Source organism: Advenella sp. FME57, assembly GCF_014897675.1.
In the GTDB taxonomy this organism is placed as follows: Bacteria; Pseudomonadota; Gammaproteobacteria; order Burkholderiales; family Burkholderiaceae_B; genus Advenella.
Genome location: NZ_JABUXU010000013.1, coordinates 102,867 through 128,269 on the forward strand (window position 1 = coordinate 102,867; position 25,403 = coordinate 128,269).

At 57.3% G+C, this 25,403-nt stretch carries 22 protein-coding genes; 19 read left to right on the forward strand and 3 right to left on the reverse strand.

Annotated elements, in window-relative coordinates:
* Position 1 precedes the first annotated feature (1 nt).
* The 6 genes from INT32_RS15640 to INT32_RS15665 all read left to right on the forward strand — a co-directional run bounded on the left by INT32_RS15640 (position 2) and on the right by INT32_RS15665 (position 4,251).
* Positions 2–1,111 carry an amino acid ABC transporter permease gene (locus INT32_RS15640; RefSeq protein WP_193089645.1) on the forward strand — a complete coding sequence of 370 codons (1,110 nt, stop codon included), beginning with the start codon at positions 2–4 and terminating at the stop codon, positions 1,109–1,111.
* A gap of 44 nt (positions 1,112–1,155) precedes the next feature.
* Positions 1,156–1,875 (forward strand): amino acid ABC transporter ATP-binding protein, encoded by a 720-nt coding sequence (locus INT32_RS15645; protein ID WP_193089672.1) that lies wholly within the window; start codon positions 1,156–1,158, stop codon positions 1,873–1,875.
* A 91-nt stretch (positions 1,876–1,966) separates the two neighbouring features.
* Complete coding sequence (locus INT32_RS15650) at positions 1,967–2,158, forward strand: DUF3460 family protein (RefSeq protein WP_193089646.1); 192 nt, start codon at positions 1,967–1,969, stop codon at positions 2,156–2,158.
* A gap of 8 nt (positions 2,159–2,166) precedes the next feature.
* Complete coding sequence (locus tag INT32_RS15655) at positions 2,167–3,039, forward strand: ScpA family protein (protein WP_193089647.1); 873 nt, start codon at positions 2,167–2,169, stop codon at positions 3,037–3,039.
* Between the two features lie 18 nt (positions 3,040–3,057).
* On the forward strand, positions 3,058–3,912 hold the full coding sequence (gene panC, locus INT32_RS15660; protein ID WP_193089648.1) for a pantoate--beta-alanine ligase: 855 nt from the start codon (positions 3,058–3,060) through the stop codon (positions 3,910–3,912).
* A gap of 81 nt (positions 3,913–3,993) precedes the next feature.
* Positions 3,994–4,251, forward strand: a complete 258-nt coding sequence (locus tag INT32_RS15665) for a response regulator transcription factor (RefSeq protein ID WP_193089649.1) — start codon at positions 3,994–3,996, stop codon at positions 4,249–4,251.
* 56 nt (positions 4,252–4,307) lie between these two features.
* Here INT32_RS15665 and INT32_RS15670 read toward each other — a convergent pair whose 3' ends face one another.
* Positions 4,308–4,952 (reverse strand): hypothetical protein, encoded by a 645-nt coding sequence (locus INT32_RS15670; RefSeq protein WP_193089650.1) that lies wholly within the window; start codon positions 4,950–4,952, stop codon positions 4,308–4,310.
* A 361-nt stretch (positions 4,953–5,313) separates the two neighbouring features.
* On the opposite strand from INT32_RS15670, the gene INT32_RS15675 reads away from it, so the two are divergent.
* From INT32_RS15675 to epsC, 8 genes are all read left to right on the forward strand, one after another.
* A complete protein-coding gene (locus INT32_RS15675; RefSeq protein ID WP_193089651.1) occupies positions 5,314–6,081 on the forward strand; it encodes an A24 family peptidase in 768 nt (255 codons plus the stop codon).
* Positions 6,035–6,661 carry a dephospho-CoA kinase gene (coaE, locus tag INT32_RS15680; RefSeq protein ID WP_193089652.1) on the forward strand — a complete coding sequence of 209 codons (627 nt, stop codon included), beginning with the start codon at positions 6,035–6,037 and terminating at the stop codon, positions 6,659–6,661. Before INT32_RS15675 ends, coaE begins: the two co-directional genes overlap by 47 nt.
* A 106-nt stretch (positions 6,662–6,767) precedes the next feature.
* Positions 6,768–7,553 carry a cell division protein ZapD gene (zapD, locus tag INT32_RS15685; protein ID WP_370540246.1) on the forward strand — a complete coding sequence of 262 codons (786 nt, stop codon included), beginning with the start codon at positions 6,768–6,770 and terminating at the stop codon, positions 7,551–7,553.
* A 153-nt stretch (positions 7,554–7,706) separates the two neighbouring features.
* Positions 7,707–8,912: an MdtA/MuxA family multidrug efflux RND transporter periplasmic adaptor subunit gene (locus tag INT32_RS15690; RefSeq protein ID WP_193089654.1), complete on the forward strand. Its 1,206-nt coding sequence runs from the start codon at positions 7,707–7,709 to the stop codon at positions 8,910–8,912.
* Positions 8,909–12,001: a multidrug efflux RND transporter permease subunit gene (locus INT32_RS15695; protein WP_193089655.1), complete on the forward strand. Its 3,093-nt coding sequence runs from the start codon at positions 8,909–8,911 to the stop codon at positions 11,999–12,001. Before INT32_RS15690 ends, INT32_RS15695 begins: the two co-directional genes overlap by 4 nt.
* Positions 11,998–15,123 (forward strand): efflux RND transporter permease subunit, encoded by a 3,126-nt coding sequence (locus INT32_RS15700; RefSeq protein WP_193089656.1) that lies wholly within the window; start codon positions 11,998–12,000, stop codon positions 15,121–15,123. Before INT32_RS15695 ends, INT32_RS15700 begins: the two co-directional genes overlap by 4 nt.
* A 40-nt stretch (positions 15,124–15,163) precedes the next feature.
* Positions 15,164–16,579, forward strand: a complete 1,416-nt coding sequence (locus INT32_RS15705; protein WP_370540247.1) for an efflux transporter outer membrane subunit — start codon at positions 15,164–15,166, stop codon at positions 16,577–16,579.
* 177 nt (positions 16,580–16,756) lie between these two features.
* Positions 16,757–17,716 carry a serine O-acetyltransferase EpsC gene (epsC, locus tag INT32_RS15710; RefSeq protein ID WP_193089658.1) on the forward strand — a complete coding sequence of 320 codons (960 nt, stop codon included), beginning with the start codon at positions 16,757–16,759 and terminating at the stop codon, positions 17,714–17,716.
* A gap of 178 nt (positions 17,717–17,894) precedes the next feature.
* Here epsC and INT32_RS15715 read toward each other — a convergent pair whose 3' ends face one another.
* Positions 17,895–18,869: a Nudix family hydrolase gene (locus INT32_RS15715; RefSeq protein ID WP_193089659.1), complete on the reverse strand. Its 975-nt coding sequence runs from the start codon at positions 18,867–18,869 to the stop codon at positions 17,895–17,897.
* Complete coding sequence (locus INT32_RS15720) at positions 18,866–19,786, reverse strand: ATP-binding protein (protein ID WP_193089660.1); 921 nt, start codon at positions 19,784–19,786, stop codon at positions 18,866–18,868. The genes INT32_RS15715 and INT32_RS15720 overlap by 4 nt, the downstream gene beginning before the upstream one ends.
* Positions 19,787–19,926: 140 nt before the next feature.
* Here INT32_RS15720 and ispB point away from each other — a divergent pair, with 140 nt between their 5' ends.
* The 5 genes from ispB to ilvD all read left to right on the forward strand — a co-directional run bounded on the left by ispB (position 19,927) and on the right by ilvD (position 25,330).
* Positions 19,927–20,892 (forward strand): octaprenyl diphosphate synthase, encoded by a 966-nt coding sequence (gene ispB / locus INT32_RS15725; protein WP_193089661.1) that lies wholly within the window; start codon positions 19,927–19,929, stop codon positions 20,890–20,892.
* Positions 20,893–21,094: 202 nt separating this feature from the next.
* Complete coding sequence (gene glnH, locus INT32_RS15730; RefSeq protein WP_193089662.1) at positions 21,095–21,856, forward strand: glutamine ABC transporter substrate-binding protein GlnH; 762 nt, start codon at positions 21,095–21,097, stop codon at positions 21,854–21,856.
* Between the two features lie 137 nt (positions 21,857–21,993).
* A complete protein-coding gene (locus tag INT32_RS15735; RefSeq protein ID WP_193089663.1) occupies positions 21,994–22,704 on the forward strand; it encodes an ABC transporter permease subunit in 711 nt (236 codons plus the stop codon).
* The gene (glnQ, locus tag INT32_RS15740; RefSeq protein ID WP_304519098.1) at positions 22,701–23,429 is read left to right on the forward strand and encodes a glutamine ABC transporter ATP-binding protein GlnQ; all 729 of its coding nucleotides are present in this window, start codon (positions 22,701–22,703) and stop codon (positions 23,427–23,429) included. Before INT32_RS15735 ends, glnQ begins: the two co-directional genes overlap by 4 nt.
* Positions 23,430–23,470: 41 nt before the next feature.
* Positions 23,471–25,330, forward strand: coding sequence for a dihydroxy-acid dehydratase (ilvD, locus tag INT32_RS15745; RefSeq protein WP_193089664.1), 1,860 nt, complete (start codon positions 23,471–23,473; stop codon positions 25,328–25,330).
* Positions 25,331–25,403: the final 73 nt, after the last annotated feature.

A 25,403-nucleotide genomic window follows, 5' to 3' on the forward strand; every position in this document is an offset into this window, starting at 1 on the left:
CATGAATATCACGAACCGGGAGCCGGGTGTTGCAGCGGCATTGCCGCCGCCCAAGGGAAAAAGCGGCATTGCCGGCTGGCTGCGGGCGCGCCTGTTTTCTTCACCGCTCAATATCCTGATTACCATGCTCATCGCGTGGCTGTTGCTGATGGGGCTGCCGCCTCTTGTGGAGTGGGCCCTGCTCAAAGCCAATTTCACCGCCAGCAATGCCCAGGAATGTCGCGCCGGGCCTGGCGGGGCCTGCTGGGCCTTTATTCGGGAAAAATATCGGCTTATTCTGTTCGGCACCTATCCTTACGATGAGCAATGGCGTCCCTTGCTGGCCACGCTGGTGCTGCTTGCGGTCATTGTGTGCAGCGCGATGCGACGCTTCTGGAATATGCGGCTGTTTGCCATCTGGGCAGCCGGGCTGACGATGGTTGCCTGCCTGATGTGGGGCGGCTTTGCGGGCCTCACTTATGTAGAGAATACCCGCTGGGGCGGCCTGCCGCTCACGCTGATCCTGTCGACCTTCGGCATTGCGTTTGCCTTTCCCATCGGTGTGGTGCTGGCGCTGGGGCGTCGCTCGGATATGCCGGTCATCAAGGCGCTGTGCGTCGTGTATATTGAAATTATCCGCGGTGTGCCGCTGATCAGCCTGCTGTTTATGTCGTCTGTCATGTTGCCGCTGTTTCTGCCCGAAGGGATGTCTTTTGACAAACTGTTGCGTGCACAGATCGCCATCATCATGTTTGCCTCTGCCTATGTGGCAGAGACTGTGCGCGGCGGGCTGCAGGCGATCCCCCGGGGGCAGATTGAAGGTGCCCAGTCTATCGGATTGAACTATTGGCAGACCATGCGCAAAATTGTGTTGCCACAGGCGCTCAGGATCGTGATCCCGCCACTGGTGAGCATCTTCATTGCCCTGTTCAAGGATACGTCGCTGGTGGTCGTTATCGGTATTTACGATCTGACGCTGTCGGCCAAGGCTTCGCTATCAGACCCGGTGTGGCGGGGGTTCAGTATTGAAGCCTATTTATTCATTTCCCTGATTTATTTCGTGTTTTGCTTTGCCATGTCCCGCTATTCAAAACGGCTTGAAACACAGCTGGATACGGGATATTCGCGTTAGCCGCCAGACCCTGGAGTTTATCTGTGTCAGAAACTATCATCCTTATGGAAAACGTCAACAAGTGGTATGGCCAGTTCCATGTCCTGCGCGACATCAATCTGGACGTTGCCACAGGCGAGCGCATCGTGATCTGTGGCCCGTCGGGCTCCGGAAAATCGACGCTGATCCGCTGCATCAATGCGCTGGAATCCCATCAGGAAGGCAAGATCATTGTTGACGGCACAGAGCTGACCGACAATCTGAAAAAAATCGAACAGGTGCGCAAAAACGTGGGTATGGTGTTTCAGCACTTTAATCTGTTTCCGCATCTGACCGTACTCGAAAACCTGACGCTGGGGCCCATATGGGTGCTGAAGCAGTCGCAGCAACAGGCCCGGGACAGCGCCATGCAGTACCTTGAACGCGTGCGCATACCGGATCAGGCCGACAAGTTTCCCGGCCAGCTCTCCGGAGGGCAGCAGCAGCGGGTTGCCATCGCCCGTTCGCTGTGCATGAACCCCAAGGTGCTGCTGTTTGATGAGCCGACCTCTGCGCTGGACCCGGAAATGGTTAAGGAGGTGCTGGATGTCATGGTCAATCTTGCCGAGGAGTCGGGCGTGACCATGCTATGCGTCACGCATGAGATGGGCTTTGCGCGCAAGGTGGCCGATCGTGTGGTGTTCATGGATCAGGGCAGCATTGTGGAGCAGAACACGCCGGATGCGTTTTTTGATCATCCGCAGCACGAACGCACCCGCCATTTCCTGGACCAGATTCTGCACTAAGGGGCCCACCGGGATGCCTGTCTGGATTCCGGTGTAAAATGGCGGCACCAAGCAGCCGTTTACGGCTATTTACACCAACGGTTACAAAATCATGGCAGAAAATTTCGAATCCGATATCACCAAGTTTATCAAACAGTATAAGGACGAACATCCTGGTACTGAAGAGCGGCAGCGGCAGGGTCGCGGACTCCTGTGGGATAAAACACTGGATGCCGACCTGCTTGATGGGTTTAAGAAGGCCAAAGTGCCCCTGAAACCCTACGTATATTCGAACAATAGCTGAACAGCCGAATGACGGTGCCTGCCGATCAGCTCAATGCGCTGGTCTCTCCTGAAGTGGATTCCACGCCCGACACCATTGATTCGGTTGCCTTGGCGCGCCTGTACGGCGAGCCGCTATTTAATATTCCGCAGGATCTGTACATACCGCCAGATGCGCTTGAGGTGTTTCTGGAAGCCTTCGAGGGACCGCTGGATCTGTTGCTGTATCTGATCCGCAAGCAGAACTTCAATGTTCTGGATATCCCCATGTCAGAAGTGACGCGCCAGTATCTGAACTACGTAGATCAAATCCGTGAGCACAATCTGGAGCTGGCCGGCGAATATCTGCTCATGGCTGCCCTGTTGATTGAAATCAAGTCACGCATGCTGCTGCCGGTCAAAAAATCAGATACCGGTGAAGAGGTGGAAGACCCGCGCGCTGAGCTGGTTCGCCGCCTGCTGGAGTACGAGCAGATGAAACTGGCGGCCGCCAAGCTCAATGAGTTGCCGCAGTTGGGTCGCGACTTTGAGCGCGCATGCGTCTATATGGATCTGAGCACCGAGCGGGCGCTGCCCGAGGTGAACGCCGAAGATCTGCGTTTGGCCTGGCTGGACATCATGAAACGGGCCAAACTGAACGCGCATCATCACATTACGCGCGAACAGCTGTCGGTGCGCGATCACATGACTCATATTCTGCGTCGACTGTCGGACGTGCGGTTCATGGAGTTTCGGGACCTGTTCATTGAGCGGGTGCAAGGGGGTGACCCGGCGGCAGTCGTGGTGGTTCATTTCCTGGCCATGCTGGAACTGGCCCGCGAAACACTCCTGGAAATCACGCAGGCAGAACCTTACGCCCCTATTTATATTCGCCTCTCGTACAGCAGCCAGGCCGTGGCCTAACCTGCCAAAGGAACAAGATTGAAAGTCGTACATACCATTGAAGAACTCAGAGACCAGATGCGCGGCCAGTTACGCGCCTCTTTTGTTCCTACCATGGGAAATCTTCATGAGGGTCACCTGGCCCTGATGAAAATGGCTCGCCAGCATGGCGATCCGGTTGTGGCCAGCATTTTTGTCAACCCTCTGCAGTTTGGGCCCAATGAGGATTTCGACAAATATCCACGTACCCTTGAAGAAGATATTCGCAAGCTGGAAGAGCGGCGGGACGTCTATGTCCTCTTTGCGCCTGCCGTCAAGGAAATGTATCCGGAGCCGCAAAGTTTCAAGATTCAGCCGCCTGATGGCCTGGGCAACATTCTGGAAGGCGAGTTTCGCCCGGGTTTTTTTACCGGCGTATCGACCGTTGTGCTCAAGCTGTTTTCCTGTGTGCAACCGAAGGTGGCGGTATTCGGTAAAAAAGATTACCAGCAATTGATGATTGTGCGCAAAATGTGCCGCCAATTCCAGTTGCCGGTCACCATTTATGCCCATGAAACAGTACGCGAGGACAGCGGGCTGGCCTTGTCGTCGCGTAATCGCTTTCTGTCGGACAGCGAACGCGCTGAAGCGCCGGTTCTGTATCAGACCCTGCAGGCGGTGCGCAACCAGTTGCAGGCGGGCGATGCCTCTGTAGAGTCCCTGGAAGCATTCGGTCGCAAAATGCTGGCTGACCGGGGGTGGGAGGTGGATTATGTGTCGGTACGTCGCCAGCACGATTTGAACCCGCCGTCGCAGCAGGAGATTGTTGCCAACGAACCGCTGGTCGTACTGACCGCAGCCAAACTGGGGGCGACCCGCTTGATTGATAACCTGGAATTCGCATATCAACCATAGACTGTCAACGCTGACAGTTCTTGGCCGACGTCATGATCACTATAATTTGTCCCTTCTTCACAAGCAATACGAGGAATCAAGATGGGAACAGTGGAAAATATGCCGGGGCTGGATGTACTCATACAGTGCCTGACGCCGCGTGAAAAAGAGGTTTTCTTTTTTGTCACACGTGGCTTGCCAAATAAGGTTGCGGCTGCCGAGCTCGGCGTGTCGCAACGGACTATAGAAGCGCACCGGGCACGAATTTTTCGCAAAATGAATGTACGCAACGCCACTGAGCTTGCGCGGCAGGTGTTTACCCGCCTGAACCCACATATTTCCGACAATCGTCAAGTTTGAGCCGTCAGCGGTGCCGCGCAACGCACAACGTGTGCAGGGCGTTCACGGCCCGGTCACTATCGCGCCGGGCAGAAAAACGAGGTGTCGTTCTGCAATGCGCTGGTCGATTCCGTATCGGCCTGTATGTTGAGCGTATAGCGTCTGGTCACGGCATTGGCGCCCAACGTCTGTACATAGAGCACGGCGGGGCTTTGCATGCGTAACGAAGCTACGCTGGCGCTGCTGTCGCTGGCGCTGGCAGGTAACAGATGAATCATTGGTTGAGCACCTGGTTCCGGTCTCCAGCAGCCGGCGTCGATCCGCGCCGAACCCGATGGGGCCAGCGCCTGCGATATCCGGCGCCAGCGTCCGTCGGGCAGTAGTGTCAGGGTGACGCGCTGCACCGTACACGCTGCCGTTTCGCAGGGGATGGAGCCAAGATAGGTTCTGCCTTCCGGGATCAGGCCCTGGGTCGTGGACTGCCGCTGACGTTCGGCGCGAAGTTCGGCCTGTGTGGGCTCCGAGGTGCCAAAGGGAATCTGAATCTGCCCGCCGCCATTATAGGCAGGCATTGGTCTTGCCTCACGCTCTGTTGCTGCGGTATCGCTTGCGGTTGCCTGTGTTGCGGCAGCCTGTTGCGAAGGGCTGCTGCAGCCGGCCAGAATGACCAGCAGGGAAGCCGACAGCAGTGCCGGCACAAAACGGAATGGAACACAAGACATGACAGTTTTTTTCCTATTAAACAGGACCGAGGCCCCGGTTCGAGGTAAGGCTAAGGCGACGCCACAGGCCTGGACGAGCACTGAACTAGCGGCATATTACCACGGCAATATCCATATCTGCTTAGGCCATCGGCTCGGATCAAGCCATCGGGTTTCCGATAGCGTTGACCACATCCTGAATGATGGGGTTGAGCCTTGAGCTGGCACATATCGCCACAGGGCACATGCGTTACGATGATGCCCGCGTCTCGCACCGAGCCGCTTGCGGGCAATATCATGGTGTCCGGTTCAACGAGCTGGGCCGCTTGCCTGTTTGTCAATCCTGCGGCATTCTTCAATATTAGTTGCCAGGTGCAGCAGTATGGATAAGTTTCTGCTCAGCGTTCTGGTGGCGCTTAGCCTGTGGCCTGCGTATGGGCTGCTGTGCGCCGTTTTGCGCTGGCGCTACGGCCGCGCTGCCGTGACAGACGGTATTGTGGCAGACAAAAGGACCTTTGCGTGCATGCGGCTGCTTGTGGTCGGCATCGCTGTGCCAATCTTTCTGTACATGCTCAGCCATGGTCAGGCGCTGCACTGGCTAGTGTTCTTCTATTTGTTGGCGTTGCTGACCCTGGCCGATATTCAGATGCGCTTGTTGCCCGATTGCCTTCTGATTTTGCTGCTGGCCGTTGGCCTGAGCGCGCTGGCTGCCGGCCTGCCGCAAATGCCGGCTCCGCGTTTTGCCCTGTCGGCTTTTGTAGGAGCCGCGATGGTCGTCCTGCTTTGCATGGCCGTTCAAGCCGGTGGCGGCAGGCCGGGGCTGGCCGCAGGCGACGTCAAGCTGATTGCCGTGCTGGCGCTCTGGTTTCCTTACAATCAATTACCTGTAGTATTATTTGTGGCCAGTTTTGCAGGACTGGTGTACATTCTGGTGATACGATGTATTACCGGCGTGCTGCTGCGGACAATTGCTTTTGGCCCCTGTTTGGCTTTGGGTGCGCTTGCTGTGCATGTATCCTGCGATTGCCCGCACGCAGAGAACGGCAGCACATATTGCATGATCAGGCCAGGCGCTACGCGCCCGGCCTTGTTTTTCACGGGGGTTGGCGTTGTACAGGATAGGTCTGACAGGGGGGATCGGCTCGGGTAAATCCACCGTGGCACAATTGCTCGTTGCCTGGGGCGCCAGCGTGATTGATGCCGATGCACTGGCGCGGTCGCTGACCCAACCGGGCGGCCGGGCCATGCCTGCCATTGGCCAGGTATTCGGGAGCAGAGCAGTACAAGCGGACGGCGCCATGGATCGCGGCTATATGCGCCAGCAAATTTTCCAGGATGCAGACAAGCGCCGCCAGCTCGAACAGATATTGCATCCACTTATCGGTCAGGCCATGCAGGCGGCTGCCGCGACGGCCACCGGGCTTTATTTGGTCTACGATATTCCGCTGCTGGTTGAGTCGTTAGCCAGATATCGCCCGATAATGGACCGGATCTGTGTGGTAGACTGTGAAGAAACAGAACAGATCGCGCGCGTGCATGCACGCAGTGGTCTTTCGGTACAGGCCGTCACGGAAATCATGAGTACCCAGACGTCACGCCAGCAGCGGCTGGCTGCAGCCGATGATGTGATTTTCAACGGTATCGGTATTACACTTGCCATGCTCGAGGAGCGAGTGCGGCAGGTGCACGAGAACTGGCTGCAGTTGATCGGGCAACAGAAGGCACAATAGCAGGACGGCAAACGTGCGCGTCTATCGTCGCAGCATGGCTGCGTCAGGGACGCTACCACCGCCTAATCCATCACACCAGTGAGCAGGCACGCAGCACCTGCTTAATGTGATATCAAAAAACAAAAGGGTCAGTCAATTGGTTTTATACGAATATCCCATCAATGAGCGTATCCGATCCCTGATGCGACTTGAATATCTGTTCAAGCGATTGTTTGCATTTATCAACGGTACCAGTCCCATGCATCAGCATGTAGCCTTGTCCCTGTTGTTTGAAATTATGGACACATGCGATCGCGCGGAAGTGCGCTCGGGTATTTTGCAGGATATTGACCGGCAGAAAGCCAATCTTGAAAACTACCGCCACCATCCTAACATTGATTTGAATGCGCTCGATTCGGCCATTGCCGATTTGAATCGCGTGTCGGCTGCCCTGATGGGCAAGGGTCGTATTGGCCAGGCGGCGCGCGAAAACGAATGGCTCATGAGCCTGAAGAACCGGTTTGCGGTGCCCGGCGGTACTTCGCAGATCGATATCCCTTCCTACCATGCCTGGCAACTGTCGGCCGAAGACAATCGTCAGCGGGCGATCACCCAATGGGTCGAACCCTTTATGCCGCTTTTCGACGGCGTCAGCGTCGTTTTGAAAATGCTGCGCGAATCGGGCAGTCCGATTGACGCCGGCACGCAGGAAGGGGGCGTATTCCAGGAAATGCTCGGCGGTAAAATTTATCAGATGGTGCGCGTCTGGGTTTCGGGCGAGCGCCTGATCTATCCGGAAATCAGCGCGAACAAATATGTGGTGTGGGTGCGGTTTTCCGAATTGGACCATCAATATAAAACGCAACTGATCACAACACCGACGCCGTTCAAAATGTCATTCTGCAATGTCTGAACGCAGCGGTTGCTGCGATCGGGCGTGATCCCAAGCCTCTTCCTGTTACAACTGGTCTGTTGCGATTTATTACAGGTAGCCGCAAAAGAGATGCCGCGTTGGTGTAAATAGGTAAAAATAGGGGCTTTCCGAATAAGAAGCGTTATCACATCCATGTCGGCTCCCTCAAGCACTAATAGAAAGTCCCGTAAACTGCTGCTCCTGCTTATCATTCTGTTGCTTGCCGGTGGGGGCTATTACTATTGGCAGCGCAACGCCAGCCAGGAGCCGGCGGACAAATCGGAAGTCGGGCGGCAGGCGGCTAAGACGCCAGCACAGGGCACAAGAGGCGGGCGCAATGGCCTGGCTACCGTAGCCACACCGGTCAGCGTGGTCCCTGCCATGAAAAAATCCCTGACCGTCAGTGTCAGCGGCCTGGGAACGGTCACTGCATTCAATACAGTGACCGTTCGCAGCCGGGTTGACGGCCCAATTCAGAAAATCCTCTTTACCGAAGGCCAGAAGGTCAATGAAGGCGATCTGCTGGTGCAGATAGACCCGCGCTCGTTCGAAGTGGCGCTGCAGCAGGCGCTGGGCACGCAGGCACAGCATGCCGCACTGCTGGCCAACGCCAAACGTGACCTGCAACGCTATCAGACCCTGTTCAAGCAGGATTCGATTGCCCGCCAGCAGGTCGATACGCAGCAGTCTCTGGTGCGTCAGTATGAGGGGCAGGCGCAAAACAACAAGGCCGCCGTGGATGACGCCCGCCTGTCGCTGACCTATACCAAAGTGCGCGCGCCCATCAGCGGTCGCCTGGGTCTGCGCTCGGTCGATGTGGGCAATCTGGTGTCTGCCGGTTCCACCGATGGAATCGTCACGATTACCCAGGTGCAGCCCATTGCGGTGGTGTTCTCCATGCCAGAGTCCTGGCTGCCCGATGTGGCCGGCCCGCTATACAAAGGCGAGAAGCTCAAGGTCATTTTGCGCGATCGCGACAACAAGGTGCAACTGGCCGAAGGCGAGCTTGCCTCAATGGATAACGCGGTAGATACGACAACCGGCACGGTCCGGCTCAAGGCCACCTTTGCCAATGAAGACGAAACGCTGTTTCCAAACCAGTTTGTGAATACGGAACTGAAGGTGCGCGAGGTGTCCGACGCGCTGGTGGTCATGTCCGATGCCATTCAGAACAGTTCCCGCGGCCCTTATGTCTATGTGGTGAAAAAAGACAATACAGTCGAGACCCGCCAGATCGAACTGGGCGTGGTCGATAGTGGCTATACCCAGATCATCAAGGGATTGGCCGAAGGCGAGCAGGTGGTTTCGGAAGGCGTAGACCGCCTGCGCAACGGGGCCAAAGTCGAGATCATCAAGTGAATATCTCGCGCACGTTCATTCTGAAGCCGGTGGCGACAACGCTGGCGATGATTGCCATATTACTGAGCGGACTGGCTGCCTATCGTCTGCTGCCGGTCTCTGCCCTGCCTGAAGTCGATTATCCGACTATTCAGGTCGTGTCGCTATATCCGGGTGCGGGACCCGACACAATGGCTTCGCTGGTGACCTCGCCGCTGGAGCGCCAGTTTGGTCAGATGCCCGGCTTATTGCAGATGACGTCATCCAGCTCGGGCGGGGCCTCGGTGGTCACGCTGCAGTTCGGACTGGATGTGCAAATGAGCGTGGCCGAACAGGAGGTGCAGGCGGCGATCAATGCCGCATCGAACCTGCTGCCTTCGGATATGCCCATGCCGCCGGTGTACAACAAGGTCAATCCGGCAGACCGGCCCGTAGTCACGCTGGCCATCTCTTCTGAAAACATGCCCTTGCATGAGGCGCGCGATCTGGTCGAAACCCGCATGGCGCAGAAACTGTCGCAGATATCGGGCGTCGGTCTGGTCAGTATTGCGGGCGGGCAACGGCCGGCATTGCGCATCCAGGTGAACCCCACGGCCCTGGCCGCCAACGGCCTGGCGTTAAGCGATGTGCGCACCGCCATTACGGCGGCCAATGTCAACCAGCCTACGGGCAATATTGATGGGCCACGCCGTGGCACGACCATTTATGCCAATAGCCAGGTCAAAACCGCAGCCGAATACAACAATCTGATTCTTACCTACAACAACGGCGCCCCCTTGCGCCTGAAAGATGTAGCCAACACGATCGAAGCGGCCGAGGATGTGCGGCAGGCCGCGTGGATCAACGACAAACCGGCCATTTTGCTCAATATCCAGCGTCAGCCCGGCGCCAATGTGATCGATGTGGTCGACAATGTGAAAAAGCTGTTGCCGCAGTTGCGGCAGGCATTGCCGGCTTCGCTGCAGGTAGATATGGTGGCTGATCGCACCGAGACCATTCGTGAATCGATCAACCATGTACAAAATGAAATGCTGATGGCGATCCTGCTGGTGATCGTGGTGACCTATGCCTTCTTGCGCAGTTTCAGCGCCACCGTCATTCCTTCTATTGTGGTGCCGCTGTCCATTGTCGGCACCTTCGGTGTGATGTACCTGCTGGGCTTCAGTCTGAATAATCTGACGCTGATGGCGCTGACCATTGCCACCGGCTTTGTGGTCGATGACGCCATTGTCATGATCGAGAATATCGCCCGTCATATCGAGGATGGCGAAACCCCCATGCAGGCGGCGCTCAAGGGGGCTGCTGAAATCGGCTTTACCCTGGTATCGCTGACTGTCTCGCTCATTGCCGTGCTGATTCCGCTGCTTTTCATGGGCGACGTGATCGGCAGGCTGTTCAGTGAGTTTGCCATTACGCTGGCCACTGCCATCATTATTTCACTTGTCATCTCCCTGACACTGACGCCGATGATGTGCGCCCGCATGCTCAAGCCCGAGTCGGCGTACGAGGGCAATCGCTTGCATCGCAAAATGGGCCAGGCCATCGAGCGTGTCATTCATGGCTATGATCGTATGCTCACCGTCGTGCTGCGGCACCAGACGTTGACGCTGCTGGTGGCGCTGGCCACTTTTGTACTGACAGTACTGCTGTATATGTGGATACCCAAGGGGTTCTTTCCGCAGCAGGATACCGGCATGATCCAGATCATTACCGAAGCGCCGCAATCGTCCTCTTTCAAAATGATGTCCGAACGTCAGGTGCAGATTGCCCGGACAGTCAAGGCTGATCCGGCGGTCGCCTCGGTGTCGTCGTTCATCGGAGTGGATGGCTCAAATGCCACGCTCAATACCGGGCGGATGCAGGTTGAACTCAAGCCCACGGCAGAGCGCGAAAATATCACGAACGTCATGGAGCGCCTGGAAGACCGGGCGGCGCAAGTGCCGGGCATGAAAGTATATTTGCAAGCCTCGCAGGACCTGACCATTGACGCCAGGGTATCGCGCACGCAATATCAATTGAGTCTGTCCAGCCTCGATGCCGAGCAGCTGCGCGAATGGGTTCCGGTATTTGTTGAACACCTGGCAGCCGACAAGACCCTGGCCGGCGTCACAGACAACTTTCAGTTCAATGGCCTGCAAACCCTGGTCAAAGTGGACCGGGATGCCGCAGCGCGCTATGGCATTACCATGACGCAGATTGATGATGCTCTGTACAACGCTTTTGGCCAGCGCCTGGTCTCCACGATCTTTACCCAGGCAGCGCAGTACCGGGTGGTGATGGAAGTGGCCGAGCATTTTCGCGATAACCCGGCCGATCTTGAGCAGGTGTATCTCAAGACCGCTGACGGCGCGCCGATTGCGTTGACGCAACTGGCGCAGATTGTCCCCGGCCAGGAGTTGCTGGAGATCATGCGGGTCGATCAGTTCCCGTCCGCCCTGGTGTCTTTCAATCTGGCGCCCGGGGCATCGCTATCTGATGCGGTGCAGCGCGTTAATCAGATCAAGGCTGATATCGCTTTGCCGCCAACCGTGGAAATGCGTTTCCAGGGGGCGGCGCAGGCGTTCGAATCTTCACTGTCGAGCACACTGTGGCTACTGCTGGCAGCCATATTTACCATGTATATTGTGCTTGGCGTACTTTACGAAAGCTATATCCATCCGGTGACCATTTTGTCAACGCTGCCCTCGGCCGCGGTGGGGGCGCTGCTGGCGCTCATACTTTCGGGCAACGAGCTGGACATGATCGGCATTATCGGGATTATTCTTTTGATCGGTATTGTCAAGAAAAATGCCATCATGATGATCGACTTTGCGCTCGATGCCGAACGTCATCAGGGCCTGCCGCCAGTCAAGGCGATTCATCAGGCCGCGCTGTTGCGCTTTCGGCCAATCCTTATGACGACGCTGGCGGCGCTGTTCGGCGCGATTCCGCTCATGCTCTCTACCGGCACCGGCGCCGAATTGCGCCAGCCTCTGGGGCTGACCATGGTGGGCGGGCTGATCTGCAGCCAGTTGCTGACCCTGTTTACCACCCCGGTCATTTATCTGATGTTTGACAGGCTGGTCAAAAAACCCAAGCCATCTGATGTGGCAGCGCAGGCAGAAATATGAGTTTGTCCCGCCCGTTCATCCTTAGACCGGTAGCAACGTCACTTCTGGCGCTGGCGGTTGCGGTGATGGGCATGGTCGCCTTTTTCCTGCTGCCGGTGTCGCCGCTGCCCACGCTGGACTCGCCGGTGATTGTGGTGCGCGCGTCGTTGTCGGGCGCCAGTCCGGAGACCATGGCCTCGAGCGTGGCCACCCCGCTGGAACGCTCGCTGGGCAATATTTCCGGCATTGATCTGTTGCTGTCCAGTAGTTCGGAGGGCTCCACCTCCATTTTCATGATATTCGATCTGGACAAGGACGTGCACACGGCTGCCCGCGAGGTGCAGGCGGCCATCAACGCAGCGCGGCCGTTGCTGCCCAGCAGCATGAAGCAGCCGCCCACCTACCGTAATGTCAATCCGTCCTCGACCCCGGTCATGGTGCTGGCCCTGACCTCGGATCTGCTTGGCCAAGGGGAGTTGTATGACCTTGCTTCCACGATCCTGGCACAGAAACTGGCGCAGGTGCGCGGGGTGGGGGAGGTCACCGTGGGGGGCAGTTCCTTGCCGGCCGTGCGCGTGGACTTGAACCCCAATATGCTCAACAATATGGGCATCTCGCTGGATACGGTTCGCAACGCACTGGCAGCGACCAATTCGGTCAGGCCTAAGGGATTTCTGGACAATAACGAATATCAGTGGCAACTGGCAACCAATGGGCAATTGCGTTACGCAAAAGATTTCGAGAACCTGATTGTTGCCTGGAAAAACGGTACGGCCGTGCGCCTGCGTGATGTCGCGCATGTCTATGACTCGACAGAAAGCCTGTACAACAAGGGTTTTTACAATACCAAGCAGGCCGTGGTGCTGCTGGTGCGACGGCAGGCCGATGCCAATATCATCCAGACGGTGGATGCGGTCAAAGACATGTTGCCTGACCTGGCCCAGATGCTGCCGCCGCAAGTCAACCTGGACGTGGCACAGGATCGTACGCCCAGCATTCGGGCGACGTTGCACGAGGCAGAGCTGACGCTGGTTATCTCGGTGCTGCTGGTGATTGTGGTGGTCATGCTGTTTCTGCAACGGTTGCGCGCCACGCTGATACCGGCCATCTCGGTGCCTGTCTCGCTGATGGGAACGTTTATCTTCATGTACTTTCTGGGCTACTCGCTCAATACGGTCTCGCTGATGGCGCTGATCGTAGCCACCGGTTTCGTGGTCGATGACTCGATTGTGGTGCTGGAAAACGTCATGCGCTATATCGAGCGCGGCATGCACCCCATGCGCGCGGCACTGGTGGGCGCGCGCGAAGTGGGTTTTACGGTCATCAGCATGAGCGTATCCCTGGTGGCCGTGTTTATTCCGCTGCTGTTCATGGGTGGCCTGATCGGCAGACTGTTTCTCGAGTTTGCCATGACATTGTCGATCGCCATTGCCATATCGCTGCTCGTCTCGCTCACCCTCACGCCCATGATGTGCGCGCAGTTGCTCAGGCATGAACCGAACTTGAAAAAGGGTCGCGCTCAGCGGATCTGGGATTCGTTTTTTGATCGACTTGTCAGTGGCTACGGGCGCATGTTGCGTTTTGCCATCCGCTTTCGCTTTCTGACATTGCTCACGCTGCTGGCCACCGTGGTCCTGAACGTCTATCTGTATATTGCCGTTCCCAAAGGATTCTTTCCGGAACAGGACACCGGCATGATCCAGGGATTCTTTCGCGCGGACCAGGGCACGTCGTTTGCCGCCACCGTGCCCAAGCTGGAGGCTTTTCGCAAGGCGATTGTACAGAATCCGAATGTGGACACGGTCTCGGGGTATTCCGGCGGACGCGGCGGCAGCAACAGCAGTTTCTTTTTGATCCAGCTCAAGCCGTTTGCCGAACGTACGCAGTCGGCAACGCAAATTATCAACGATATGCGCAAGTCGCTGCCGACGATTCCCGGCGCGCGCCTCTCGCTGGTGCCGCAGCAGGATATTCGCGCCGGCCGGGGCGGCGATTCAGCCGGCTCGTACCAGTATGATCTGTTGTCGGGCGATCTGGATACGCTGCGCAAATGGGTGCCGCAAGTGCGACAGGCCATGGCGGCGTTGCCCGAACTGGTGGACGTGCAGTCCGAGGCCGAGGAAAAAGGGCGGCGTATTGAACTGGTGATCAACCGGGACAACGCCAAGCGCCTGAATGTGGAAATGGCGACGATTGCCGGTGTGCTCAATAATCTGTTCAGCCAGCGGCAGGTCTCCACCATTTACAGCGCGCTGAACCAGTACCAGGTGGTCATGGGCATTGATGTCAAATACGCGCAGGATCCTGAAGTACTCAAGACGGTGCAGATTATTGCCTCCGATGGCAAGCTGGTGCCGCTGTCGGCTTTTGCCTCTTTTGAAATCGGTACCTCGCCCCTGTCTGTATCGCACCAGGGTCTGATGGCGTCCGATTCGGTTTCCTTTTCCCTGGCCGAAGGCGTGTCGCTAGAGCAGGCCAGCAATGCGATTGAAAATGCGGTAGCCCGCATTGGTCTGCCGGCCAATGAAATCCAGGCCGGCTTCGGCGGTAACGCACAGCTGTTTCAGCAGTCTTCGTCCCAGCAGCCGCTGCTGATTCTGGGCGCGCTGGTGGTGATGTATCTGATTCTGGGGATGCTTTATGAAAGCTATATGCATCCGTTGACGATTCTGTCGACCCTGCCGTCTGCCGGTGTGGGCGCGTTGCTGGCACTGTTGATGGTCGATATGGAGTTTACAGTCATTGCCCTGATCGGCGTTTTCCTGCTTATCGGCATCGTCAAGAAAAATGCCATTATCATGGTGGACTTTGCGCTTGCGCTTGAACGGGAAAAAAATGTACCGCCCGAAGAGGCGATTTATGACGCCTGCATTGTGCGCTTCCGACCCATTATGATGACCACCATGGCGGCCATGTTCGGCGCGTTGCCGTTGATTCTGGCCACCGGCGCCGGCGTGGAAATGCGCCAGCCGCTGGGAATCGCGATTGTGGGCGGCCTGGTCCTGAGCCAGATTCTAACCTTGTTTACCACGCCGGTCGTGTATATTTATCTTGATAGACTGCGCCACATCTTCGAGCGGCGCCGCAAAAACAAAAGCACGCCTGCCGGCGGGAGCGAAGTGACGCCCCGTCCAGGTCAATAATTGTTGTGAATTCTCTCTTATGAAAAACACCAGAAATGCAGTGCAACTCCTACTGAATCCGCTGCGCGTCGGCGCCGCGGCCGCAGCCTTGCTGCTGCTGGCTGCGTGTGCTGTTGGGCCCGATTACGTTGTTCCGCAACAGGACACAGGAGTCAGTTTCAAATCAGCCCAGGGGTGGGTGCAAGCCCGGCCGGGTGCACCGCTTGCCAGCGATAGCTGGTGGCAGCGCTATCAGGACCCGTTGCTGAACGAGTTGGTCGGGCGCCTGAATGTTTCCAATCAGACGCTGGCCCAGGCCGTAGCGCGTTACGATCAGGCTGTGGCAGCGACAGCACAGTCACGCTCTTCATTTTTTCCCACGACCGGTTTCAGCTTGTCGGGCGATCGGGCCAAATCGGCCGCCGGCATTGGCAATTCGGTGAATGGTTCCGTATCCCTGCAATGGGAGGCCGATTTGTGGGGCAAACTGCGTCGGCAGTACGAGAGCAGCAGAAGCGATGAACAGGCCAGCAGGGCTGATGTGGCTGCCGCCCGCCTGAGCATGCAATCGACCCTGGCCCAGCAGTATTTCGCCCTGCGCATGCTGGACGAACGCAAGCGCCTGCTGCAGGCCAATGTGCGCGCGTACGAACGCTCGGTACAGATTAACCAGAATCGCTATGATCAGGGTGTGGCTGCCCGCGCCGACGTGGTCAGCGCCCAGGCGCAGCTTGAGAGCGCGCGCGCCTCGGCCATTGCCATTGAAGCGGATCGCAATGTGCTGGAGCATGCCATTGCCGTACTGATCGGCCAGCCGCCCGCGTCGTTTGCCATCGAAGCGGCGGCTTACGATGTTCAGTTCCCCTCCATCCCGGTAGACATGCCTTCTACGCTGCTGCTGCGGCGTCCCGACATTGTGGCAGCCGAAAGACGGGTGGCAGCGGCCAACGCGCAGATCGGCGTGGCCCAGTCTGCCTGGTTTCCTGATCTGACTTTGGGTGGCTCTGTAGGCAATACCACGGCCACATTGGCGCAGTGGTTGGCGTCGCCGCTGCAGTTCTGGTCGCTCGGCCCTGCACTGGCCATGACTGTGCTCGATGGCGGCGCGCGCGCGGGAGCGGTGGATGCCTCCAGGGCATCCTATCGCGCCGAAGTGGCGACCTATCGTCAAACCGTGCTGACCGGCCTGCAGGAAGTGGAAGACGCCATCAGTACGCTGCGGGTACTGGAACGCCAGCAGGCGGCACAGATGCGTGCACTGACTGCCGCCCGCCAGTCGCTGGCCATAACCCAGAACCAGTATCTGGCCGGACTCGTCGATTATTTGAGCGTGGTCCAGGTACAGTCAACCGCCTACTCGGCAGAGCAGACTGCCCTGCAACTGGAAAGCCAGCGGTTGCAGGCCAGCGTGCAATTGATTGCCGCGCTTGGCGGGGGCTGGGACAAACAGGCGCTGCAGGCCCGGACGGCGCCGTAACGGCAAAGGGCGACAATCAGGAGACGATGAGGCGACCAGATAAATCATCAGCGTTTATGATGTGATCGTAAATGCCCTGATGCCACAAGGGTTCTTCCGGCGCGATCGAAATAGTGTGGTAAAAATAGTTATATTCTTATTGCTGTTTATCCCGGTTTTCATACAGGTTCTACTGCTATGCCAATTTACAAATGTGAATCTTCCTCGGTCAATCCCCAGACTTTTCCGCTCGATGAAATCGTGATGGGTCTGCGCGAAGCACGCTTCAAATGGCGTGCAGACCAGAACCGCCTCAAGGAGATGGGCGGGCGCCATCTGCCGTCGCCGCATACCATCAACGGGGCATTGGAACTGGTGATCGGCGCGCTGTTTCCCATGCGTCTAGGTCCCAACGATCTGTTGCAGGAAAACGAAGATTTTTATGTCGGCCACACCATCGGGGTTGCGTTAAACACACTGCTGACCCAGGTGCGGCTTGAAGTACGCCACCAGTATCGCAACGAAAACGTTGATCCGGCCGAACTGGAAGACAAGGCCGTAGGGATCGTGCGGGAATTTGCACGCAAGTTGCCAGATGTACGCAGCTTGCTGGATACCGATGTCTACGCGGCCTATTCCGGCGACCCGGCTGCCAAGAGTGTGGATGAAGTGCTGTTATGCTATCCCGGGGTGCTTGCCATGGTCTACCACCGGCTGGCCCATTGCCTGTATACGCTGGGGGTTCCCCTGGTGGCGCGCATTGCTGCCGAGCTGGCGCATGGCCAGACCGGCATTGACATTCACCCGGGAGCAAAAATCGGCGCCGGGTTCTTTATCGATCATGGAACCGGTGTGGTCATTGGGGAAACCGCGATTATCGGCGAGCGGGTGCGGCTGTATCAGAACGTGACCCTGGGCGCCAAGAGTTTTCCAACCGATAGCAATGGCGATCTGAGCAAGGGCATTGCCCGACATCCGATTGTTGAAGATGATGTCGTTATATATGCCGGTGCAACGGTTCTGGGCCGGGTTACCATCGGCAAGGGCGCCGTGGTAGGAGGCAACGTGTGGCTCACGCATGATGTGGCCCCGGGCTGTTTCGTGCGTCAGGCGTCGTCCAGCAACAAGGAAGCGTTGTTCAATGGCAACTGTGATTAAACCGCGCCACGGCTAAATGCCGGCGCCAAGCCTGTATGAACAGTTCATACAGGCTTTTTTTCACTGTCTGCATTTGCGCGCTGACCGTCTTGATTGCCAGGGGGGCAGGGCCGGCGGATGCGGGCGCGCGAAAACGAACCGGCTATCCGTCGGCTATCAACTGGCCATTAACCGACCATCAACCGGCCAGCCCGCGGATGGCAGCAATGCCATGCGCACTGTGTTCGCGCGCTACCTCCAGGGTCGCCGCTGACTGACCGCCGATGGCGTACACCGGCAGGCCAGCCTCGCGGGCGATACTGGCAAAACCGTCCCAGCCCAGCGGCGGCTGATCCGGATGCGACGGCGTCTCCAGCACATGCCCCAGCACCACAAAGTCTGCGCCCAGCACCTGGGCATACAGCGCATCGGCGGTATTGTGCGCCGAGACGCCGACAAGATACTTTTCTTCTGGCAGCGGACGGGCATCGGCGAGCAGGGCGTCCTGCGCCCTCAATTGCACCCCGTCGGCCAGCTTCCACCAGGCTTTGGGATGCACGCTGTTGACCAGCACCCGGGCACCGGCGGCATGACAGCAGTCGATGGCGCGTTCGAATACGGTTTTCAGGCTGGCTGCCGCCGGACCATCGGGCCAGGCCGGCTCACGCAATTGCACCAGCCGCAAGCCATTGTCCAGTTGCTGCTGCAGGCTGACCAGCCATGACTGGCTGTTCTCAGGCGTCTGAATGTTGGATATGGCATAGTGTTCCGGCAGGGCCAGCCAGCGCAGCGGGGGCAGGGAGGCCGGCAGCAATTGTCCCAGCTTGCCCGCATCTGCGGGCGTCGTCCAGGCCAGTTGCTGCTCTTCCAGCGACCTGGGCGTGCCTTGCCAGCCGGTAACTCGCCAGAAGGCCAGATTGACAATGGTTTTCGGGTATTCATAGGTGAATGTCACCCACGGGGTGCAGGCATGCACGTCTATACCGAGTTCTTCCCTGAGTTCGCGCACCAACGCCTGTTTCTGGGTCTCACCCTCTTCGATCTTGCCTCCGGGAAACTCCCACCAGTCTTCCCAGGGCTTGCCTTTAGGGCGCTGGCCCAGCAGGATCTCGCCGGTTTGCTCGTTCAGAATGACGCCGACAACGACTTTGATATACGGTTTTGTTGCGTTCATTGGCCGGCTCCGCTGTCAGCCTGTGCGCCGGATCCGGCAGGCATATGCCTGGCCGCCCAGTCACGGGCAAAATGCCGGGCCACTCGCCCGGAGCGCGAACCGCGCTCCAGTGTCCATTGCAAGGCTTCGGTCCGGCTTGCAGCGATAGATTCAGGCGGACAGCCCAGTTCGCGCAACCAGTGCGCGACAATATCCAGATAGTCGTCCTGGCGGAACGGGTAGAAAGACAGCCAGATGCCAAAGCGTTCGGACAGCGAGATCTTTTCTTCCACGGTTTCACCGGGGTGGATTTCCCCGTCGGCCTGATGCTTCGTGGACAGGTTTTCGTTCATGTATTCAGGCATCAGGTGGCGGCGGTTGGACGTCGCATAAATGAGCACATTGTCGCCGGCCGAGGCTATGGAGCCGTCCAGCACCGATTTGAGGGCCTTGTAGCCGGCTTCACCTTCCTCGAAGGACAGATCATCACAGAAAATGATGAATCTTTCCGGACGGCCGGCAACGATATCGACCAGATCCGTCAGGTCGGCCAAATCGGATTTGTCCATTTCCACCAGACGCAGGCCCTGCGGCGCGTATTCTGCCAGCATGGCCTTGACCAGCGAGCTTTTGCCGGTGCCGCGGGCGCCGGTCATCAGCACATTGTTGGCCGGTTTCTGTTGCAGAAAGTGGCGCGTGTTGCGATCGATCGTGTCCCGCTGCCGCTCGATATGCAGCAGGTCGTCCTTATGGATGGTGGAAATATGCTTGACCGCTTCAAGCCAGCCGGTTGATCCCTTGCGTCGCCAGCGAAAGGCATGGGCGCTCCAGTCTATCGGCGGCGGCGCCGGCGGAAGCCAGGCGGCCAACTGGCGCAGGACCTGATCGGCTCGTTCAATCAGGGAGGAGAGGTCGGGACTGGAATCGGGGCTGCTCACTTGCGTGTCCTATGTGGTCAATAGCGGTCAAAATGCATACATTATCATCAAAAAAAGGCCTTTGTCTGTTTCTTGTTGCGGGCTGGAATATAATCACAGCTTGCCGTGAGTTAATTCCCTTTTCTGCTTCAGGATCTGCCTTGAACCTCCCAGAGATTATCTGTCCCATCAACGATGATATGCGCGCCGTGGATGGCGTAATCCGCAAGAAACTCGACTCTGACGTTGTTCTTATCCGTACTATTGGTGAATACATCATCGGGGCGGGGGGCAAACGCATGCGACCCGCATTGGTGCTCATGGCTGCCCGTGCCTTTGGTTACCAGGGGCAGGCTCACCACACGCTGGCTGCGGTGGTTGAATTTATCCACACGTCCACGCTATTGCATGACGATGTCGTTGACGAGTCCGATATGCGCCGTGGCCGCGATACAGCCAATGCCGTATTCGGCAATGCCGCCAGCGTGCTGGTCGGCGACTATCTGTATTCCCGATCATTCGAAATGATGGTCGAGCTCGATTCGATGCGGATCATGCAGGTGCTGTCCGCCGCGACGACCGTGATTGCCGAAGGCGAAGTACTGCAGTTGCTCAACGTGCACGACCCGGACGTGTCGGTCGAACGCTACTTGCAGGTTATCCGCTACAAAACGGCCAAGCTTTTCGAAGCCGCCATGCAGACCGGCGCCTTGCTGGCCGACGCAACGTCGGCGCAGGAAAACGCGGCCGCCGACTATGGTCGCTACGTAGGCACGGCGTTTCAGTTGATTGACGACGTGCTCGATTACACGGGTGACGTGGAATCGCTGGGGAAAAATGTGGGTGATGACCTGCGCGAAGGCAAGCCGACGCTGCCGCTGATCCGCGTTATGCAGGTGGGAACGCCGCAACAGCGTTCCCTCATCCACAAGGCGATTGAAACAGGCGAGGCCGATTTTGCCGATGTGGCCCGCGCCATCAACGACACCGATGCCCTGCAATACACCCGCGAGGTTGCGCGCGAAGAGGCCGAACGTGCGCGCGCGGCGCTGCAGGCGTTCCCCGATTCCGAGTTCAGGGAATCGTTGCTGGCATTTTGTACTTTCGCCACCGAACGCGACCGCTGACCCATACCGATGCCGACGGCGCATCGGCAGCCATATTCCGCTTTTTGATATTGATTCTGCCGCTCAGGGTTTACCTGAGTCGCGAATCTGCCTGCGCGCACCCGATAAAAAATTGGGTTATAGTTGTCTGGTAAACCCGTGTTCACGGCCAGCCCAGCGGCGTACGGCCTGAATTTAAAAAATAATTTTCTAGAGGTTCAAGATGATCAAGAGCAAACTGAAAGCAGCCTTACTGGGATTTGCCATCACGTTGGCTGTGCCGGCAACTACCGTTGCGCAAGCACAGGACAAAGAGCTTGTGGTTGCCACCGACACCGCTTTTGTGCCCTTCGAATTCAAGCAGGACGGCAAATATGTGGGATTCGACGTTGAATTGTGGGATGCGCTGGCCAAGGATATGGGCGTCAAGTACCGCCTGCAGCCCATGGATTTCAACGGCATCATTCCCGGTCTGCAAACCAAGAATATTGACGTTGCGCTGGCAGGCATTACCATCAAGGACGAGCGCAAAAAAGTCATCGATTTTTCCGATCCTTATTACGAAAGCGGTCTTGCCATCCTGACCTCGGTCAAGAACAAGGATACGATCAAGACAGCCAAGGACCTTGCAGACAAGGAAGTGGCGGCAAAAACAGGAACCGCGACGGTTGATTTTCTGAAAAAGGAAGTGCCCAACGCCAAGGTCAAACTGTTCCCCAATATTGACAACGCCTTTCTTGATCTGGCCACCGGCCGTGTCGACGCGGTCGTGCACGATACACCCAATGTACAGTATTACGCCAATACCGGTGGCAAGGACAAGGTTATTGTGACTGGTTCTGTGCAGAGCGGCGACTTCTATGGCATCGCCTTTCCCAAAGGCAGCGATCTGGTTGAAAAGGTCAACGCGTCACTCAAGAAACTGAAAGAGAATGGCGAATACGACAAAATCTATACCAAATGGTTTGGTCAGGCTGTGAAGTAATTGCCTGCGCTCCCCATGTATGACCATACATTGCGGGTGCTGCATCGCCGGAAATAGCGATCCGGTGACTGTATCCACATGGAGACAGTCACCGGATTTTGCTTTTTGCGGTCCCAATATTCAAACAGGATTCACACATGGATTTTGACTTTTCCGTTGTTCAAGACGCGCTGCCCAGCCTGATGGCCGGCACCTGGGTCACAATCAAAATCACATTCTGGGGGCTTTTTGGCGGGGTGCTGCTCGGCGCTATTACAGGTGTGATCAGGGCCTACATTCCATCCTTATTTTCAGCCAAGACCATTCGCCGCAATCCGGTCGCCGGCATTCTTGGCCCGCTTCTGAGCCTGCTGGCCCAGTTCTATGTACTGGTGGTGCGGGGCACACCCATCGTGGTGCAGGTCATGTTTATCTATTTTGCCCTGCCATTGGTCATGGACTTGCGTGTCGACGGCATGTCGGCCGCCATTGCCACCTTGATCATCAACTCCGGGGCGTACATTGCAGAAATTGTGCGTGGTGCGCTACAGTCGGTGTCAAAGGGCCTGTTCGAGGCCGGGCAGTCCATGGGTCTGTCCTTTCACCGGATTGTGCTCAAGATTATCTGGCCGGTGGCGTTTCGTCGCATGATTCCCGCATTGGGCAACCAGTGCATTATCAGTCTGAAGGATTCGTCACTGTTCATTGTGATTGGCGTGGCCGAGCTGACGCGTCAGGGTCAGGAAATCATGGCAGCCAACTTTCGGGCGGTGGAAATCTGGGGCGCAGTCGCCGTCATTTACCTGATTTTGAACGGACTGATCGCGCTGGCTCTGAAAATCATGGAACACAGGATGCGGAACGTATGAGCATGGTCACCTTTGAAAACGTCGTCAAAAAATTCGGCGACAATACAATTTTGAATGACATCAGCCTGAGCATTGAAAAAGGCGAAGTGGTGGTGGTGGTCGGGCCTTCCGGTTCGGGGAAATCCACCTTCCTGCGCTGCATCAATGCGCTGGAAACCATCCAGGAAGGCGATATACGGGTCGGCGAACTTAGTGTGCGCGGCACCCAGGCGCAGGTGCGTGAACTGCGCCGCGAAGCGGGCATGGTCTTTCAGCAGTTCAACCTGTTTCCGCAACTGACTGCACTGGAAAATGTCATGTTCGGTCCGTTGGAGTCGCGTGGTGTTTCCAAGAAGCAGGCGCGCACTGAAGCCATTGCATTGCTGGACAAGGTAGGGCTGGTCGAACGCATGAACCATTATCCGAGCGAGCTGTCGGGCGGTCAGCAGCAGCGGGTAGCCATTGCGCGTTCGCTGGCGGTCAAGCCGCTGTTGATGCTGTTTGACGAGCCTACCTCGGCCCTGGATCCGGAGCTGCGCCATGAGGTGCTCAAAGTGATGAAGGACCTGGCCGAAGAGGGCATGACGATGGTGGTGGTGACGCACGAAATGGATTTTGCCAGCAAGGTCGGCAGCCGCCTGCTTTTTATCGATGACGGCAAAATTGCGCACGACGGCAAACCGGCGGAGCTGTTGTCTTCACCGCCAAGTCAGCGTTTGAAAGATTTTCTGCAGCATGTGGTGTAAATTACAAGGTTTCCCCCGTTTTTTCCAGGAAGTAGTCAGAAATGCCCCAATATCGTTCCAAAACCTCGACTCACGGTCGTAATATGGCTGGTGCGCGTGCCTTGTGGCGCGCCACAGGCATGAAAGACGGCGATTTCGGCAAGCCGATTGTTGCCGTGGTTAACTCTTTTACCCAGTTTGTTCCAGGGCACGTGCACCTGAAGGACATGGGGCAACTGGTTGCACGCCAAATCGAGGCAGCGGGCGGTGTGGCCAAGGAATTCAATACGATTGCGGTTGATGATGGCATTGCCATGGGTCACGGCGGCATGCTGTATTCGCTGCCATCGCGCGAACTGATTGCCGACTCGGTCGAATACATGGTCAACGCGCATTGCGCCGATGCCATGGTCTGCATTTCCAACTGCGACAAGATCACCCCGGGTATGCTGATGGCTGCCATGCGGCTGAACATTCCGGTTGTCTTCGTTTCGGGTGGCCCGATGGAAGCCGGTAAGGTGCTTGCCCCGGAAACCAGCAAGGTGATCAAGCTGGATCTGGTCGACGCCATGATCAAGGCAGGCGATCCGACCGTGTCGGACGCCGAAACCGATGAAATTGAACGCAACGCCTGTCCAACCTGTGGTTCCTGTTCAGGCATGTTTACCGCCAACTCCATGAACTGCCTGACCGAAGTGCTGGGTCTGTCCCTGCCGGGCAACGGCACGATCGTGGCTACCCATGCGCGCCGTCGTGCGCTTTTTGAACGTGCCGGCCATCTGGTGGTTGAGCTGTGCAAGCGCTACTACGAACAGGACGATGCTTCTGTGTTGCCGCGCTCCATCGCGACCAAGGCGGCCTTTGAAAACGCCATGACACTGGATGTGGCCATGGGCGGTTCCACCAACACTGTGCTGCATTTGTTGGCTGCCGCCCAGGAAGCCGGGGTTGATTTCACCATGGCTGACATTGACCGCATATCGCGTCATGTGCCATGTGTCTGCAAGGTGGCGCCTGCGACCAACCAATTTCATATCGAAGACGTACATCGTGCCGGCGGCGTGATTGCCATTCTTGGCGAACTCAGTCGCGCGGGCCTGCTGGACCTGAATGCCGGCAATGCACACAGCGGCACGCTGGGCAAGGCCATTGAGCAGTGGGATGTCAACAGTGGTCATGCCACGGAAGAGGTCAACACGTTCTTCAAAGCCTCTCCCGGCGGGGTGCCCACCCAGGTCGCCTTCAGCCAGGACCGGCAGTTTGCCGAGCTGGATCTGGACCGTGCCGAAGGCTGTATCCGCGACAAGGCTCATGCCTATTCTCAGGATGGCGGTCTGGCCGTGCTGTACGGTAATCTGGCGGAAAATGGCTGTATTGTCAAAACAGCGGGTGTGGATGAAAGTATCCTGAAGTTCACTGGCCGGGCCATTGTGTTCGAAAGCCAGGAAGATGCAACCGAAGGCATTCTGGACGGCAAGGTCAAGGAAGGCCACGTTGTCATTATTCGCTACGAAGGACCCAAAGGGGGCCCCGGCATGCAGGAAATGCTGTACCCCACGTCATACCTCAAATCCAAGGGGCTCGGCGCCAAGGCCGCGTTGCTCACCGACGGTCGTTTCTCGGGCGGCTCTTCGGGCCTGGTCATCGGCCATGCTTCTCCGGAAGCTGCAGAAGGGGGCACCATTGGCCTGGTGCATGATGATGATGTGATCGAGATCGATATTCCGAACCGCACAATCAACCTGGCGGTGGATGAAACCGAACTCACGCGTCGCCGTGCCGAGATGGAAAATCGCGGTCAAAGCGCCTGGCATCCGGCGCATCGCGAGCGTTATGTATCACAGGCCCTCAAAGCCTATGCCGCGATGGCCACCTCGGCCGATCGCGGCGCAGTACGCGACATCAGTCAGCTGATAAAATAAAGCGAAGCACACACGCGGCCGGTTTATCCGGCCGTTTTTCTTTGCACCGGCGGTCACTGTTGTTGCGCATTTT

What these genes read in the sequence shown, in the direction of transcription:
- INT32_RS15640 (WP_193089645.1), top strand. Translation starts at nt 2, where the DNA reads ATGAATATCACGAACCGGGAGCCGGGTGTTGCAGCGGCATTGCCGCCG.
- INT32_RS15645 (WP_193089672.1), top strand. Translation starts at nt 1,156, where the DNA reads ATGGAAAACGTCAACAAGTGGTATGGCCAGTTCCATGTCCTGCGCGAC.
- INT32_RS15650 (WP_193089646.1), top strand. Translation starts at nt 1,967, where the DNA reads ATGGCAGAAAATTTCGAATCCGATATCACCAAGTTTATCAAACAGTAT.
- INT32_RS15655 (WP_193089647.1), top strand. Translation starts at nt 2,167, where the DNA reads ATGACGGTGCCTGCCGATCAGCTCAATGCGCTGGTCTCTCCTGAAGTG.
- INT32_RS15665 (WP_193089649.1), top strand. Translation starts at nt 3,994, where the DNA reads ATGGGAACAGTGGAAAATATGCCGGGGCTGGATGTACTCATACAGTGC.
- INT32_RS15670 (WP_193089650.1), bottom strand. Translation starts at nt 4,952, where the DNA reads ATGTCTTGTGTTCCATTCCGTTTTGTGCCGGCACTGCTGTCGGCTTCC.
- INT32_RS15675 (WP_193089651.1), top strand. Translation starts at nt 5,314, where the DNA reads ATGGATAAGTTTCTGCTCAGCGTTCTGGTGGCGCTTAGCCTGTGGCCT.
- INT32_RS15690 (WP_193089654.1), top strand. Translation starts at nt 7,707, where the DNA reads ATGTCGGCTCCCTCAAGCACTAATAGAAAGTCCCGTAAACTGCTGCTC.
- INT32_RS15700 (WP_193089656.1), top strand. Translation starts at nt 11,998, where the DNA reads ATGAGTTTGTCCCGCCCGTTCATCCTTAGACCGGTAGCAACGTCACTT.
- epsC (WP_193089658.1), top strand. Translation starts at nt 16,757, where the DNA reads ATGCCAATTTACAAATGTGAATCTTCCTCGGTCAATCCCCAGACTTTT.
- INT32_RS15715 (WP_193089659.1), bottom strand. Translation starts at nt 18,869, where the DNA reads ATGAACGCAACAAAACCGTATATCAAAGTCGTTGTCGGCGTCATTCTG.
- glnH (WP_193089662.1), top strand. Translation starts at nt 21,095, where the DNA reads ATGATCAAGAGCAAACTGAAAGCAGCCTTACTGGGATTTGCCATCACG.
- INT32_RS15735 (WP_193089663.1), top strand. Translation starts at nt 21,994, where the DNA reads ATGGATTTTGACTTTTCCGTTGTTCAAGACGCGCTGCCCAGCCTGATG.
- glnQ (WP_304519098.1), top strand. Translation starts at nt 22,701, where the DNA reads ATGAGCATGGTCACCTTTGAAAACGTCGTCAAAAAATTCGGCGACAAT.
- ilvD (WP_193089664.1), top strand. Translation starts at nt 23,471, where the DNA reads ATGCCCCAATATCGTTCCAAAACCTCGACTCACGGTCGTAATATGGCT.